The organism is Paenibacillus sp. 05T425 (genome assembly GCF_056396205.1).
Genome location: NZ_JBFTLA010000009.1, coordinates 169,680 through 185,964, shown reverse-complemented (window position 1 = coordinate 185,964; position 16,285 = coordinate 169,680). Strand labels below are relative to the sequence as shown.

Here is a 16,285-nt window from a genome sequence, read left to right as displayed (position 1 = left end):
CTGGCATCCGCTACGCTGTGTAGGAGAGATGCATCTCACTAAACACAAGCGGAGGTTTAGCCATGAAACGATTGTTAGCAACAACACTCGGCATCGCGGTGCTGGGAACGACGTTAATCGCTTGTTCTTCTAATGGGGGGAACGCAGCAAACGGCAACACCAATACAAATGATTCGGCGAACCAAACACAGAATGCCGCCGAAGCGACAACGTATCCGATTAAGACAGACAAGAAGCTGTCCTACTGGGGAGAAATCAACGGCAACTTGATCGGCGTGAAAGCATCGCACAGCGAAGTGCCTTTCTTCCAAGACTGGCAGAAGCAAACGGGCGTATCGCTCGACTTCACCGCGCCGCCAACCGGCCAAGTGAAAGAAGCGCTTAACGTCATGCTCGCATCCGGCGATCTTCCGGATATGATCGAATTCAACTTCCTGGGCGACTTCCCGGGCGGTCCGGAGAAAGCGATCAACGACGGCTATATTTTGAAGCTGAACGATCTGATCGACAAGTATGCGCCTAACCTGAAGAAGTTCCTGCAAGAAAATCCCGACATCGACAAAATGGTMAAAACCGACAACGGCAGCTACTACGCCTTCCCGTTCATTCGCGGCGACGAGTATCTTCGCGTGTTCCAAGGGCCGATCGTTCGCCAAGACTGGCTTGACGAGCTAGGCCTCCCGGTTCCGGAGACGATCGACGATTGGACGGCTACGCTCACGGCATTCAAGGAGAAGAAAGGCGCAGCGGCGCCGTTCGCGGTCGTCAGCAAGCCGCGTTTCTTCAACGAATCCGGCAACGGCGCGTTCCTCGGCGCATTCGGCGTGACGAGAGGTTTCTACTTAGAAGACGGCGCCGTCAAGTTCGGTCCGGCTGAGAGCGGCTACAAAGATTATCTCAGCCTATTCAGTGACTGGTACAAAAAAGGTTTGATCGATAAAAACATCGCCACCGCCGATTCGAAGGCGCTTGACGGTAATGTCGCCTCCGGCGCAACGGGCGCAACGGTAGGCAATGCCGGCGGCGGCATCGGCAAGTGGCAGCCGCTTGTCGCGGCTAACGATCCAAAGGCCGTGCTCGTCGCAGCGCCTTATCCGGTGCTTAAGAAGGGCGATACGCCGAAGTTCGGTCAGAAGCATAAAGCGTACGCGTCCGAAGGTACCGTTGCCATCACGACCGCAGCGCAAAACCCTGAGCTTGCCGTTCGTATGCTGGACTACGGTTACAGCGAGGAAGGCCGCATGTTCTTCAACTTCGGTAAGGAAGGCGTCAGCTACGAAATGCAGGACGGCTACCCGACTTATACCGATCTATTGATGAAAAATCCGGACAAGCTCGCTCCGGCGCAAGCGATCTCGCTTTATGCTCGCGGCAGCTACAACGGTCCGTTCATTCAAGACAAACGTTACGCCGAGCAGTTCTTCGCCCTGCAAACGCAGCGCGACGCGGTGAACATCTGGCAGAAGACGGACGCGGACAAATACAGCCTGCCTCCGATTACGCCTACGCCAGAGGAGAGCACCGAGTTCGCGACGATTATGAACGACGTGAACACGCTCGTGGACGAAATGACGCTCAAAATTATTTTGGGTTCGGATTCCCCGGACCAGTTCGAAAGCTACGTGCAGAAGATGAAGTCGCTTAACCTGGATCGCGCAATCGAAATTCAGACTGCCGCTCTGGAGCGCTACAACAGCCGGTAACGGCAAGGTTAGACGTAAAGGAGGGGGCGGGGCGGCGCTGACCGCCGCCCTCGTCCCATTTTTTGAATCGAGGTGACTAGCTAGTGGTAAAAAGCAGGTTTGTGCGCGATTTTATGCTTAATAAATATTTGTACATCATGATGATTCCCGTTCTTGCCTATTACGTCATCTTTCATTATGCACCGATGTACGGCGCGCTGATCGCATTCAAGGAATATTCGCCGATGAAGGGCATTCTCGGCAGCGACTGGGTCGGGCTTAAGCATTTCTATGATTTTTTCAACAGCTATTACTTTGTTCGCATCCTTAAGAATACAATCGTCATCAGCTTATATTCGCTAATCTTCGAGTTTCCCGCGCCGATTCTGCTCGCGCTGCTCATCAACGAGGTTCGCAGCAAGTCGTTCAAGCGCGTCGCTCAGACGATCACGTATATGCCTTACTTCATATCGCTCGTCGTCATCTGCGGGATCATTACCGACTTTACGAATGCTGACGGCATTATCAATAGACTGCTCATGACGCTTGGCTATGACGGGCAGGCGATGCTCCAGAAGCCGGAGCTGTTCCGCCCGATCTACATTTTGTCGGAAATCTGGCAGCGCATCGGTTGGGAGTCGATTATTTATATCGCCGCGCTGATGAGCATCGACCAGGAGCAATACGAAGCGGCAAGAATGGACGGCGCGAGCCGGTTCAAGCAAATTTTCTATATTACGCTGCCAGGCATCATGCCTACGATTGCAATCATGCTCATTCTTCGCATGGGCAACCTGCTCAACGTCGGCTTCGAGAAAATCATCTTGCTGTACAATCCGGTCACGTACGAAACGGCCGACGTCATCTCGTCGTTCGTTTACCGGAAGGGCTTGCTGGAGTTCGGCTGGAGCTACAGCTCCGCGGTCGGCTTGTTCAATTCCGTTATTAACCTGATTCTTCTGATTACCGCGAATTATATTAGCCGCAGAGTCAACAAAAGCAGCTTATGGTGAGGTGAGGCAAAATGAAAAAAGATACGAGTCTGCAAGAAAGAGCGTTCGACATCGGCATATACGGCATTCTGAGCTTGCTGGTCATCGCTACGCTGTATCCGCTCCTGTACGTGCTGTTCGCGTCGTTCAGCGACGCGGGTCAGCTGATCGTGCACAAGGGCATTCTATGGAAGCCGGAAGGGTTCTCTATTGCCGCCTATAAGAGCGTGTTCGACAATCCAGGCATCATGATCGGCTACAAAAATACGCTGTTTATTCTCTTCTTCGGCCTCATGCTCAATCTGCTCATGACGGCGCTTGGCGCTTACGTGCTGTCGCGGAAGAACGTGCTTTGGAACAACGCGTTCATGATCGTCATCGTGTTCACGATGTTTTTCAGCGGCGGCTTGATCCCGCTGTATCTCGTCGTGAAGGGCGTCGGCTTGCTCGACTCGCTATGGTCGACCATCGTGCCGTTCGCAATCAGCACATTCAATCTGATCATAATGCGTACGGCGTTCATGGGCATTCCCGATACGCTGGAGGAGTCGGCGAAGATCGACGGAGCGAACCATTTTACGATCCTGTTCCGGATCATCATTCCGCTCTCCATGCCGGTTATCGCCGTTATGATCCTGTATTATGCGGTCGACAAGTGGAACGGCTGGTTCTACGCTTCGGTATTCATTAAGAGCCGGGAGCTGTTCCCGCTGCAGCTCGTGCTGCGCGAGATACTGATCGCGAACTCGACCGACAGCATGTCGGCGGGGGCTTCGGCAGGAGACCGCCATCAGATCGGCGAAACGATTAAATACGCGACGATTATGGTCGCGACTGTACCGATCCTTTGCGTGTATCCGTTCGTCCAGCGTTTCTTCGTCAAAGGCGTTATGGTAGGCTCACTCAAAGGGTAAAGGGATTCACGTAGTCCATTAACAAATTGTACGGGGAGAAGGGAGTTTGAACGGGTTATGCACTTGCACTCAACGAGCAATATAACGGATATTCCGTCCATCTGGCAGGACATTCAGGCCAAGGTCGATCGGATGATCGCGTTAATCGGCGCGAAGTCGCCGCATGTGGCGGGGGCGGACGGCAAATACGACGACCAGCGCATCGACTGGTGGACGTCGGGCTTCTGGCCGGGGCTATTATGGGTCATGCACGAGGTGACTGACGAAGATCGCTATAAAGAATCGGCATGGGAGTGGGACGAGAGGCTGGAGCGCCAGATGCTTCTGCCGAACTCGTTCGACCACGACGTAGGTTTTCACTTCCTGCCTACCGCGGTTGTGAAGCACCGTCTCACTGGCGATGAGGATGCGAAGCGCCGCGCTCTGTTCGCGGCGAACTTCCTGGCCGGCCGATTCAATCTGAACGGCCAATTCATCAGAGCTTGGAACGGCAATATGCATGGCTGGTCCATTATCGATACGAGCATGAATCTGTCGCTGCTGTATTGGGCGTCGCTGGAAAGCGGCGATCCTCGCTTCGCGCAGATCGCGACGGCGCACGCGAATACGGTGCTGAAGCACTTCATCCGCGAGGACGGCTCGGTTCGCCATATCGTCTGCTTCGATCCGCTCACGGGCGAATATGACGAGACGCTCGGCGGCCAAGGCGCCGCGCCCGATTCCGGCTGGAGCCGGGGAGCGGCTTGGGCGCTGTACGGCATGGCGAATACGTATCGCTATACGGGCGATGCCGCCTATCTGCGCGCTTCCCAGCGCGTAGCCCACTATTTCCTCGCGAATCTGCCGGAGGACCATGTTCCGCATTGGGACTTCCGCGCAAGCGAGACGCTGGAAGGCGAGCCGCGCGACAGCTCGGCGGGCGCGATCGCGGCTTCCGGTCTGTTGGAGCTTGCGGGACTGCTCGCGGAGAAGGAAGGACGCGTCTACCGCGAAGCGGCGGAGCGGATGATCGGCTCGCTTTATGCGAATTATGGCACTTGGGACGACGCCGAGCACGAAGCCATTCTGAAGCACGGAACGGGGCATAAGCCGGCGGGGCAGAACGTCGACGTGTCGTTGATTTACGGCGACTATTTCTTCGTCGAGGCGGTTGCGAAGCTGAACGGCTGGAAGCAGCGGGTGTTCTAGTCTAAGCAGCAGCAGAAGAAGAAGCGCGAATAGCTCGAATGGACTTTTCCATTCGGGTTATTTGTGCTGTTATGGCGCTATTTGGAGGGCGTGTGGACGTTTCGTCAATCGTTTTGAATGTTTTGCACATTCCTCGTTCCGCGATCTTTTGGTTATAATAGGGGTCTAATAGGCAACTTGCAGGCGAGGAGACTTAGCTTGAATATTCGAGAGATATGGCAGAAGCGAAAAAGCATTATCGTCACATGGCTCATTTCATATAGCGCTGTTCTGTTTGTTCCCATCCTGATCAGCTTGATCGTTTACTCCCAATCAAGCGCGGCGCTCAGCAGCGAAATTCACCGGGCCAACGATTCGTTGCTGAAGCAGGTCCGCTATACCATCGATAATCAGATCGATCTGATGAAGCGGCTTACAATGGAAATGACGTGGAACGCGAAGCTGCAGACGCTTATGTATTCCAGCCGCTCGGAGGCCGACGCCCAGTTCGAAGCGTATCAGTTGGTGAAGGAGTTCCGGATGTATCAGACCTCCTATGCGGCGATCGATGAGTTCTATGTGACATGGGAGCGGGAGGGTTCCGTGCTTCGTTCGGGTAATATCCGCGACATGGAAACAGCCTTCTATACGCTGCATCGGACTGGTGAAATGGACTACGAGCAATGGGTTTCCGCCATCGAGCGTTCCGAGCATAACCAATTCACGCTCCTACCGCATCTGGATGCCGCGCCGCCGCAGACGGCGATTGCGTATATTACGCATCTGCCGAAGGACTTGAACGGCAAGGAAGCGGGAACGGTCGTCGTTATGGCCGACACGTCGCGGTTCCTGGATGCGATCGACAACATTTCCGGCTTCAGCGGCGGTTACGTGCTCATTATGAACCGCAACAATGAGGTATTGCTCTCCAACTTGCCGGAGCAGTCGGGTGAAGACGTCATCCTGGACAGCGTCCAAAGCGGCGGGGAAGCGATGCCTGCCTCGATGAAGGCCGGGGATTCGGAAATCTTTTACGTGCAGTCGTCGGTATCCGATCTGAAGTATGCGCTCGTCATTCCGAGCAGCCTCTACTGGGAGAAGGCGGAGTACGTGCGCAAGTTCACGTTCGTCAGCGTGTTGATCAGCATTATGGGCGCGGGCGTGCTGACGTGGTTTTTCATGCGCCGCAACTATTCGCCGATCCAGCAGCTCGTCAGGCTGTTGTCGGACAAGAACGGGACGGAGGAGCGTACCGAGTGGAACGAACTCAGCTTTATCCAGCGGGCGATCAGCAAGACGAGAAGCGAGAAGGAAACCATCGCGCAGCAGCTGCAATCCCATCAGAATGTATTGCGCTCGAATATGATCAATCGGCTGATGAAGGGGAAGCTGGATTCGCCGATTCCGTACGAGGAAGCGTTCAAGTCGTTCCATATGAAGCTGTTGTCGGATGAGTTTGCCGTTATTTTATTTGTTGTGGAAAATGATGAAAGCCTATACGAGAAGCTGCCGGGCATCGATACGAACGATCGGCGGAAGTTAATCCAGTTTATTATTAGCAACGTTGTCGAAGAGCTGGTATCCGAGCATGGACATGCCGGCTACGTTGCGGAAATTGATGATATGATGGTTTGTCTGGTGAGCTTATGCGAGGAGAGGGCGGAATCCTACAAGGACGATTTGCATGCGATCGCAACCGATGCGCAGCGCTTCCTGGTGCGGTACGAGATGGATCTTACCGTATCCGTCGGAGGCAAGCATGCATCCTTGGCCGGTATTGCCGCGGCTTATCGCGAGGCTGTTGATGCGATGGAGTATAAGATGGTGCTAGGCAAAAAAGGGATCATTACGTACGACGAAATTCGCTTGAATCCCGAGGAAGCGGTACAATTCGGGTATTACTATCCGCTGCAGGCCGAGCAGCAGTTAATTAATCTCATTAAAATTGGCGACTTCGAGCAGGCTTCAGCCTTCATGAACGATATTATGGATCGAAATACGCAGAAACCAATCCTATCGCTTACGCTCGCCAAGTGCTTCATGTTCAACCTGGTCGGTACGATGGTTAAGGCGATTAATGAGCTGGGCGACGGAGAGGGAAGCGTGCTGAGCGACAATCCGCTCTGGATGGATAAGATCATCGCTTGCGACACGATTCAGGAAATGCGGCAGGAGTTGGTGACGCTGCTGAAGAATGTATGCGCATTCGCTTCGGTGAGGATGGAGTCCAATGTTACGACGGAGCGTGCAGAGTCGCTCCGCGAGCTTACAGCCAGCGTGCAACGGCATATTGAGCAGCATTACGGCGATTCGAATCTGAATGTAAATACGATCGGAGAGCATTTTGACCTGAAGGGCAGTTACTTGTCTAAGCTATTCAAGACGCAGACAGGCGAAGGGCTGCTGGATTATTTGCATAAGCATCGCATCGTACGGGCGAAGGAATGGATGGTCTTGCATCAAGAATCGGTAAGCGACGTTTCGAAGCTGGTTGGCTACAATGATGCGGCGACGTTCATTCGGGTTTTTAAGAAATACGAAGGCATTACGCCGGGCAAATATAAGGAAATGCATGATGGGAAGCGGATTACGCCGTGAAAGAGGTGAAGGGAAACATGGAACGACGATATCGCGCGAGAAGTGTGATCCTGATAATACTAGTCGTTGCTCTGCTGCTTGCAGCATGCAAGCAGACTGATGACGCGGCGGTTTCGCCTTCGCCTACTTCACAGCCTGCGGGCGACGGAAGCACCCTTACATATTGGGCGGAGCTGAACGGCAACGCGGCTAGCGTGAAGCCGAGCTTCCAGGACGTTCCTTTCTTCCAAGAGTGGCAGAAGCGTACGGGGGTGAAGCTGCAGTTCATTCAGCCGCCCGCCAATCAAGCGAAGCAGGCCATCAATGTGTTGCTTGCATCGGGGGAACTGCCGGATGTCATCGAGTATGAGTGGGCGAACTTCCCCGGCGGACCGGAGAAGGCGATTAAGGACGGATATATTTTACGGCTTAACGATCTGATCGAGCAGTATGCGCCTAACCTGAAGAAGTATCTCGCGGAGCATCCGGAGATTGATAAGCAGATCAAGACGGCCGACGGCAGCTATTACGTCTTTCCTTTTATTCAAGGCGACGTTAGGCTGCGCACGTATCAAGGTCCGATTGTCCGCCAGGATTGGCTGGACGAGCTGGGGCTTCCGCTGCCGCGAACGATTGATCAGTGGCATGACATGCTTGTCGCGTTCAAGGAGAAAAAGGGCATAGAAGCGCCGATGTCATTCCTCGGTACGCCTAACCCGTTGTTCGGCATCGAGAACGGCGGGTTCGTTGGAGCTTTCGGCGTTAAGAAAGGGTTCTATCTGGACGGCGAAGGAAAGGTAAAGTTCGGACCCATAGAGGCGGGGTATATGCAGTTTCTAGCTTTGTTCCGGCAGTGGTATGCGGAAGGGCTGCTCGATAAGAACATGGCCACCGTCGATACGAAGACGCTGGACGCCAGCATGATTACCGGCCGGAGCGGCGCTACGATCTGGAATGCGGGCGCGGGCATCGGTACATGGACGCCGATCGTCAGAGAGCTTGATGAGAAGGCAAGCTTCGTGCCCGCACCGTATCCGGTGCTGCATGACGGCGAACGCCCGAAGTTCGGCCAGCGCGTCTATTCTTATATGAGCAGCGGAGGAGTTGCCATCTCGGCCAAGAGCGACAAGGCGGCGGAAGCCGTCCGCATGCTGGACTACGGTTACGGACCTGAAGGGCATCTGCTCTTCAACTTCGGTATCGAAGGCGTCAGTTATACGATGGAAGGCGACAAGCCGACGTATACAGACCTTATTCTTCGCAACCCGGACAAGCTTGCGCCGGCCCAGGCGCTTGCGATGTACAGCCGGGCCAGCTACTTCGGACCCTTCGTGCAGGATGTGCAATACTTGGAGCAGTACTATATGATGAAAGAACAGAAAGACGCGATGGTCGTTTGGTCAGACACGGATGCGGATAAATATATGCTTCCTCCCGTTCAGAAAACCGAGCGGGAGAACGCGGAGCTGTCGGCCATTATGCAGGACGTGACGACGCTCGTCGACGAAATGTCGCTCCGCATCATTCTGGGGACCGAGCCGGTCGAAGCCTATGGCGATTTGGTTTCCCAAGTCAAAGCGCTTGGCATTGATCGGGCAATTGCCATCCAAGAGGCGGCTTTGAAACGGTATAACTCGCAATAGAAGAGCGACAGGAGGAATGGATAAATGGATTCTTTTCGCGCACTGGTGCTGGAGAAGCAGGACGAGGAAGTAACGGCGAAGGTGAGGACGTTGCGGATCGATGATCTGCCGGAGGGCGATCTGCTTATCAAGGTCGCATACTCCAGCGTCAATTATAAAGATGCGTTAGCGTGCAAGACAGGGAGCCATATTGTTCGCAGCTATCCGTTCGTTCCGGGCATCGATCTCGCGGGCGTTGTCGTATCATGTGAAAACGGACGATATCGCGCAGGTGAGGAAGTGCTTATTACAGGGTATGGACTTGGAGTCTCCCATTATGGCGGTTATAGCGAATATGCGCGAGTGCCTTCGGAATGGGCGGTCAAGCTTCCTGAAGGCTTGACGATGAAGGATGCGATGGCGCTCGGAACGGCTGGTTTCACTGCGGCGTTATCGTTGTACGAGCTGGAACGGGACGGACTCCGGCCGGATAAAGGACCTTTGCTCGTCACGGGAGCATCCGGCGGTGTTGGCAGCATAGCGGTAGCGATGGCTTCCCGGTTAGGTTATGAAGTGACGGCAAGCTCGGGGAAGGCGGACATGGGCGAGTATTTGCTCGGGCTTGGCGTTAAACGCGTCGTTTCGAGGGAAGAAGTCGTTTCCCAGTCATCCGCACCGCTAGGCAAGCAGTTATGGGCGGGAGCCATTGATTGCGTCGGCGGCAAAACGCTGGCATCGATTATCGCGAGCTTGAATTATGGCGGGGCTGTAGCGGCGAGCGGCATGACGGGTGGAATCGATCTCCCGACCTCCGTTTATCCGTTCATTCTGAGGGGCGTGCGTTTGATCGGCGTCGATTCGGTTATGGCGGAGATGGAGAAGCGGCTCCACGTATGGGAGTTGCTGGCCGGACGCTACAAGCTGGATAAGCTGGATGCCATGAGCGAGGTTATCGAGCTGGAACAGGTTGCGGCGTATACGAAGCGCATGCTAGAGGGGGATTCGCGCAAGCGGATGGTCGTGAAAATATAAAAAAAGCGCTATCCGCCGTAGTGAGCGGGTAGCGCTTTTTGTCTTATCCGCGTTGCAATCTGCGTGCGCGGAATTGCTTGTATTGGAAGTACACGGTGCAGCCGATGCAGTAGCCGAGCAGCGCGGCGAACGCCGCAGCGCCCATCATCGCCGCAAAGATGTTGCCTGCCGCTGTCCAGCCGAATAACAAGCTGATCAACGACAAAGTGAGGAAGCCTACGGCAAGCGAGTTGTTGAATCGTTGCAGCTCGGCTGCTTCCGTCTGGGACTTGGCTACGAGCTCCGTAAGAAACGGACGAGCGATCCGAATGAACAGATTCGCCTTCGCCCCGAATATTAGGCCAATCGCCTGAATAACGAACAATGCCGCAATAATCCATGTTGCCTGCGTAAGGAAAAACGCTATTAAGAAGATCACAATACCGGCCTGATTGCTTCGCACGTACGGAATAGGTATCTCTTTCATGTGTATACCAACTTTCCTTATCGGAATTAAACTAATTAATTTGATTATAGATCGAAGCATCGTTTTTAGCAATAGATCAGATGCTCCAGTCGAACAATATCGCAAAAAAAGGTTGCGATATCCGTCCGCATTGAAATACCCGTCCTTTTATAGCATAGTTAGGAGAAATAACCTGCCAGGGGCAGGGCAACGAATGGAAAGCGAGCGTGCGGCAATTATGAGAGTTCATATCTTGATTGCGGATGACGATAAGCATATACGCGAACTGCTTCGGTTTTTTTTGCGCAAGGAAGGGTATGAAGTGTTCGAGGCGGAGGATGGCGAGCGGGCATCGGTGCTGATGGAACAAGTGCAAATTCATCTGGCGGTCGTCGATGTGATGATGCCGTCGAAGGACGGGTTGGCGCTATGCCGCGAAATTCGGTCGTACTACGACATTCCCGTTCTTATGCTGACGGCGAAGGCGGAGATGGCGGATAAAGAGCAAGGTTTCTTGGCGGGGACGGACGATTACATGGTGAAGCCGTTCGATCCGAAGGAACTGCTGTTCCGCATCAAGGCACTGCTTCGCCGCTATCAGATGGTGTCGTCAGAAATCATTCGGCTGAATGAAGTTACCATCGATCGCGGCAGTTACGAAGTGTGGATCGGCGAGGAGCGAATATCTTTGCCGTTGAAGGAGTTCCAGCTGCTGGCGCAGTTAGCGGGTCACCCGGGTCGGATTTTCACGCGGGAGCAATTACTGCAGCTTATATGGGGTTCGGACTTCATGGGTGATAGCCGCACGATCGACGTACACATAAAGAGGCTGCGTGAGAGGTTCGAAGGCCGGGAGCAAGACCTCGTCCTAACAACGATAAGAGGGCTTGGCTATAAGCTGGAAGTGCCCGGCAGATGAAAATAAAGACGAAGTCGCTTTACGTCCGAATCGTGCTCACCTTCGCCTTCATCGGTTTAATAAGCAGCATAGCGGGATTGTTATGCTCCAGTATGTATTATCAGTCCAAGCTGCTCACGGGCAATGAACGGAAGGCCGTTCAGATCGGCAATGAAATCAAGACGCTGCTGGAGAAGACGCCGCAGCTTGCCATGGACAGCTATTTGGCTCATATCGCTAATCTCGGATACCAGATTTATGTMGTTAACGACCGCAAGGAAGGGGCGTTTTACGGCTCGTCATTCCGCAGAGGAGGACTTGATCCAGCTGACGAGGAACGCGTGCTGAACGGAGAACTGTATTACGGCACAGCCTCAGGTTGGGGCTGGTTGTCGGTGTCCAATCTGTTCGAAGATAGCTTGCGTAATACGGTAGGCGTTCCGATGACGGTGAACGGTGAGCGTTACGCGTTGTTCATCCGTCCCGATCTGCAGCAGCAGCTTGGCGATATTCGGATTATTATGGCGGTGCTGCTGGGCAGTACGTTCGTATTCAGCCTCTGTTTGATCGTTATCTTCACGACGTATATCGTCAAGCCTATCAAAAAGCTCACCGAAGCAACGAGACGGTTGGTCGGCGGCCGCTTCGATGTTGAGGTGCCGCTCGATGTGGCACGGCAGGACGAGCTCGGAAATTTGGCGCGGCATTTTACGGAAATGGCCTTATCGCTGAGGCAGCTGGACGAGATGAGGCAGCAGTTCGTCGCTAACGTGTCCCATGAAATTCAATCGCCGCTCACGTCGATTCAAGGATTCGTGCAAGCCGTTCTGGATGAGGGTTCGACGCTTGAGGAGAAGGAAAGATACTTGCACATTATCGATGAGGAGAGCAGGCGCTTATCGGCATTAAGCAAGCAGTTGCTGACGCTCGCGGCGCTCGACAATCAGTCGCGCATGCCCGATGTAACGACGTACAGGCTGGATGAGCAGCTTCGCCAAATCATCATTTTGCTGGAGTGGGAGTGGACGAGCAAGGGGCTCGAGCTGACGCTCGACCTGCCGGAGACGACGATTACCGCGGATGAGGGGCTGCTCTATCAGGTGTGGCTGAATCTGATCGTTAACAGCATGAAGTTCACGAGCAAAAAAGACGCAATCCGAATTGCGATTCAATCCGAACAACCGGAGGCAGTTGTTGTTACGGTGAGCGATACGGGGATCGGCATCGAGGCCGACCAAGTGCAGCATCTGTTCGAGCGGTTCTACAAAGCGGACAGGTCGCGGGATCGAAGCCGCTCCGGGAGCGGGCTGGGCCTGTCCATAGCGAAGGATATCGTAACGCTGCACGGAGGAACAATTACCGCGGAGAGCGAGTTAGGCGTCGGAACGATCATTACCGTAAAGATTCCAAAACACCAACTACAGGACGTTTTGTAACACTCCGTTCATCGTGCGTTCATATTTCCTCCCGATAATGAGGGGGAATTGAACGGACTGGAGGATGATCGCAATGTTTGGATTATTGTTGTTTCTGCATTTGGCCGGTCTCGCGCTATGGATAGGTTCACTGGTGACGATATTGGTTGTGCTGCCGCTCGTAAGGAAGAATGTGAGCACGGTTGAAGCGAATATTTTAATTGGCAAAATAACGCGCGCGTTCAGCTTGATCTCGCACCCGAGTGCGCTGTTTGTTCTCGTATCAGGAGTACTCATGCTCATTCAGATGGAGCTGGGTTCGGACAAGCCGCTATGGCTGGACGTAATGGAGAAAGGCGGAGGCACGATCGCCCTGTTATCGCTTATATTAACGGGGATATTCGGGGGTAAGCTGAGGAAGAGGATCAATCTGGCGGGCACTGCTTCCGGAGCAACGCAAGCCTCGGCTTCGCAAACGGTGAACTTGTCGAGTTACTTGACGGTGTCGGCGATTATAGCGGCGGCAGTCATTGCCGTGCTGCTTATCGTTAGCCTCAAGCTGTAGCGCGTCGCGCGAGCGTAGAAACTGAATAAAGATAGAGTTCCCTTGCGTTGTTTTGGCAGGGGCTCTATCTTTTTTTTCGCTGGCGGTCCAGCATCTCTTCTCATTGCAGAAAGTGCAATGGATGAGCATGAAGGAAGCTGCTGCTGGATAAGAGGGCAAACGTGGCTGACTGAACATTTTGTTGGCGAAGCTTGCCCGAATTTCTGTATAATGTCTCCATAACTGACGACTGGAACATAGAAAGGGCGGATTAAGTCATGTCACCAAGGAATCCAGAGAAGGATCGCATCGCCAGAGAACGGCGCATCGAGCAGATATTGGACAGCGCGCTTAAAGTGATGGCGATCAAAGGCTTCCAGCCGACGAGCATGCAGGACATTGCGAAGGAGGCCGATGTTAGTATCGGCAACGTGTATCACTACTTCGAATCGAAGGACGAAATATTCAGCGAGGTGCTTCGCAGAGGACAGACGAATTACGGGATTCATGTGACGGACATTTCGAAGACGACGTTCCCGCCTCTTACGAAGTTGACTACGATCTGCTCCTCGTGGCTGTCCATTCAGACGAGCTGGGCGTTCACCATTCTGATGCAAAGCGCGCGCTTATCCGATGCAACGCCGAATGAGATCAGACGGGCGGTAACGGATCGTTTTACGACAAATTTGCAGCCGGTTGCGAACATTATGCGCGACGGAATCGAAGACGGAACAATCATCGAGGGTGATCCGCTTCAACTAGCGTTTTATTTCGTCAGCCTCATCCAAGGGTTAACGCTCCAGCGCATGCCGGGCTACGAGGTGCCGATAGACATGGATGTCGCTGCGATAATCCGATTGTTCGAGGCTAAGTCTTCCGCAAGCCGCTAAAAAATGTTGTTGACAACGATTGAGAAGTCATGTAAAAATAATCAACATACAAACCGAATCAACGTTCAATTTGTGAAAACGACAATTACATTACTCGAGTCTACCAGACAACTGGAGATTTGACGTTTGTGAATTATGAACCAGGGAGGCAGCTTTAGCCTGGCGAAACGTTAAGTCTTTTTATTTTAGACATAATACCAAGTATTCAGGTATGAATAATATTTAAACCGTCTGAGGAGGGAACACATATGGCTACCGACATACTCGTTGTCCAGCAATTGAATAAGACGTTCAAAGCGCCGGCAGGCGATGTTATTGCACTGAATCAAATCGAGCTGAAGGTGAAGCAAGGCGAATTCATAACCATCATCGGTCCGAGCGGCTGCGGCAAAAGCACATTGCTCAAGATCGTCGCGGGGCTGGACACTCACTATGACGGCACGGTACTGCTGAACGGGAAACGGATTGACGGGCCGAGCATTGAGAAAGGGGTTATTTTTCAAGAGCCGCGTTTGTTCCCTTGGCTCACGGTTGAGAAAAACATCGCCGCCAACCTGTCGCTGAAGAAGCCGGAAGTGAGGAAGCGGGTTGACGAGCTGATCGAGCTGGTGAGGCTCAAGGGGTTCGAGAAATCGTATCCGCGAGAACTGTCCGGCGGGATGGCGCAGCGGGTAGCGATAGCAAGAGCTCTGCTTCGCAGTCCGGATGTGCTGCTGCTGGATGAGCCGTTCGGCGCGCTCGACGCTTTCACAAGGTCGCATATGCAAGAAGTTCTGCTCGATATATGGCAGAAAAATCGAACGACCATGTTGTTCGTAACGCATGATCTGGACGAAGCGGTATTCCTCGGAGAACGGGTCGTCATCATGAATCCGCGGCCGGGCCATATTCGCAGCATACTGCCGATCGATCTTCCGTTCCCGCGGAAGCGGACAGGTAGCTCCTTCCAAGAGCTGCGGACGAAGGTGCTCAGCGAATTCGAGAAGGTCGAAGGACCGGAGATTGATGTAGGCGCAGGCATTTAACACGGTGAAATTTTAACTCGGCAAACCATCATACAGAAATATAAGGGATAAGGGAGAGAAACAATTATGAAAAGATTGCAATGGTTAACGGCAGCAATAATCGTGGTAGCGGTGTTCCTTAGCGGCTGCGCAACGAACAATGGCGGTAAATCCGAAAACGGCGGCAACAAATACGAGGGCTTGACCGTTCAGATCGGATATCAAGGCAGCGGCGGACTATTCGGCAAGATCATAGAAGAGAAATGGTTCGAGCAAGAATTCGATAAGCTGGGCGTTAAGGTTGAATATGCGGAGTTCCAAAGCGGTCCTCCGATGACGGAAGCGATGGCTTCGAACCGACTTGATTTTGCAGGTCTAGGCAATATGCCGATCATCGCGGCGCAAGCGGCGAACATCAAGTTCAAAGTCATTTCGCAGGCGCTTGAAGGCAAGAACAACGTGGCCATCATCGTGCCAAAGGATAGCGATATTCAAACGATTGAAGATTTGAAAGGCAAAAAAGTAACGGTAGCAAAGGGCAGCAACGCCTACAACTTCCTTTATCGCGGCTTGGAAGAAGCGGGGCTTAAAGCTTCCGATCTGGAAATTATCCAATTGCAGCCGGATGAAGCGCAACCGGCGTTCGAGACTGGCAAGGTTGACGCTTGGGCAACTTGGGATCCGAACATTACGCTCAATACGCTAACGGACAAAGCGCGCGTGCTGACTGACGGCGAGCAGCTTGGCGTCTTGTCTCCTTCCTTCAATATCGTAAGAGAGCAGTTCGCGAAGGACTATCCGGAGCTTGTTACGCTTTATCTGCAAGTGCTTAACAAAGCATTGGCTTGGGAAAATGACAACTGGGACGAAGCGTTGAAACGTTATGCGGAGGAACGCAAAGTGCCGGAGGCGCTTATCGAGGGCATCTTCAAGCGCTCCAAGACGATCAGCATTCCGGTAACCGACGACATTATTGCCGAGCAGCAGAAAACAGCTGACTTCCAATATTCGATCAAGTCGATTCGCAAGGAGATTAAAGTAGCTGATGTATTCGATAACAGCTTCATAGAAGAAGCATTGAAATCGCCGCTGAAGTAAGCGGC

14 protein-coding genes are annotated in these 16,285 nt (G+C 53.2%); 13 read left to right on the top strand and 1 reads right to left on the bottom strand.

The features are described 5' to 3' along the window. Positions 1-62 precede the first annotated feature (62 nt). From AC1DF0_RS21355 to AC1DF0_RS21325, 7 genes are all read left to right on the top strand, one after another. Positions 63-1,703 carry a type 2 periplasmic-binding domain-containing protein gene (locus AC1DF0_RS21355; protein WP_477575242.1) on the top strand — a complete coding sequence of 547 codons (1,641 nt, stop codon included), beginning with the start codon at positions 63-65 and terminating at the stop codon, positions 1,701-1,703. A 113-nt stretch (positions 1,704-1,816) separates the two neighbouring features. After that, entirely contained in the window at positions 1,817-2,695 is an 879-nt protein-coding gene (locus tag AC1DF0_RS21350; RefSeq protein WP_475822518.1) for an ABC transporter permease subunit, read from the top strand. An 11-nt stretch (positions 2,696-2,706) separates the two neighbouring features. Beyond that, a complete protein-coding gene (locus tag AC1DF0_RS21345; protein ID WP_442048501.1) occupies positions 2,707-3,588 on the top strand; it encodes a carbohydrate ABC transporter permease in 882 nt (293 codons plus the stop codon). Between the two features lie 57 nt (positions 3,589-3,645). After that, positions 3,646-4,776, top strand: coding sequence for a glycoside hydrolase family 88 protein (locus AC1DF0_RS21340; RefSeq protein ID WP_477575241.1), 1,131 nt, complete (start codon positions 3,646-3,648; stop codon positions 4,774-4,776). Positions 4,777-4,974: 198 nt separating this feature from the next. Continuing rightward, positions 4,975-7,353, top strand: a complete 2,379-nt coding sequence (locus AC1DF0_RS21335) for a helix-turn-helix domain-containing protein (RefSeq protein WP_477575240.1) — start codon at positions 4,975-4,977, stop codon at positions 7,351-7,353. Between the two features lie 17 nt (positions 7,354-7,370). Next, positions 7,371-8,975: an extracellular solute-binding protein gene (locus AC1DF0_RS21330; protein ID WP_477575239.1), complete on the top strand. Its 1,605-nt coding sequence runs from the start codon at positions 7,371-7,373 to the stop codon at positions 8,973-8,975. 24 nt (positions 8,976-8,999) lie between these two features. Continuing rightward, entirely contained in the window at positions 9,000-9,986 is a 987-nt protein-coding gene (locus AC1DF0_RS21325; RefSeq protein WP_477575238.1) for an oxidoreductase, read from the top strand. A 43-nt stretch (positions 9,987-10,029) separates the two neighbouring features. Here the strand turns inward: AC1DF0_RS21325 and AC1DF0_RS21320 are convergent, their stop codons facing one another. After that, a complete protein-coding gene (locus AC1DF0_RS21320; protein ID WP_477575237.1) occupies positions 10,030-10,452 on the bottom strand; it encodes a DUF4395 domain-containing protein in 423 nt (140 codons plus the stop codon). 217 nt (positions 10,453-10,669) lie between these two features. Between AC1DF0_RS21320 and AC1DF0_RS21315 the strand changes: the two genes are divergently transcribed. The 6 genes from AC1DF0_RS21315 to AC1DF0_RS21290 all read left to right on the top strand — a co-directional run bounded on the left by AC1DF0_RS21315 (position 10,670) and on the right by AC1DF0_RS21290 (position 16,280). Then, positions 10,670-11,350 carry a response regulator transcription factor gene (locus AC1DF0_RS21315; protein ID WP_477575316.1) on the top strand — a complete coding sequence of 227 codons (681 nt, stop codon included), beginning with the start codon at positions 10,670-10,672 and terminating at the stop codon, positions 11,348-11,350. After that, positions 11,347-12,765, top strand: coding sequence for a sensor histidine kinase (locus tag AC1DF0_RS21310; protein ID WP_477575236.1), 1,419 nt, complete (start codon positions 11,347-11,349; stop codon positions 12,763-12,765). The genes AC1DF0_RS21315 and AC1DF0_RS21310 overlap by 4 nt, the downstream gene beginning before the upstream one ends. Before the next feature lie 73 nt (positions 12,766-12,838). Continuing rightward, positions 12,839-13,309, top strand: coding sequence for a hypothetical protein (locus tag AC1DF0_RS21305; RefSeq protein WP_477575235.1), 471 nt, complete (start codon positions 12,839-12,841; stop codon positions 13,307-13,309). 257 nt (positions 13,310-13,566) lie between these two features. Beyond that, positions 13,567-14,178 carry a TetR family transcriptional regulator gene (locus tag AC1DF0_RS21300; RefSeq protein ID WP_475822312.1) on the top strand — a complete coding sequence of 204 codons (612 nt, stop codon included), beginning with the start codon at positions 13,567-13,569 and terminating at the stop codon, positions 14,176-14,178. Positions 14,179-14,426: 248 nt separating this feature from the next. Beyond that, positions 14,427-15,203, top strand: coding sequence for an ABC transporter ATP-binding protein (locus AC1DF0_RS21295; protein WP_477575234.1), 777 nt, complete (start codon positions 14,427-14,429; stop codon positions 15,201-15,203). Positions 15,204-15,269: 66 nt separating this feature from the next. Further along, complete coding sequence (locus tag AC1DF0_RS21290; protein WP_477575233.1) at positions 15,270-16,280, top strand: aliphatic sulfonate ABC transporter substrate-binding protein; 1,011 nt, start codon at positions 15,270-15,272, stop codon at positions 16,278-16,280. Positions 16,281-16,285: the final 5 nt, after the last annotated feature.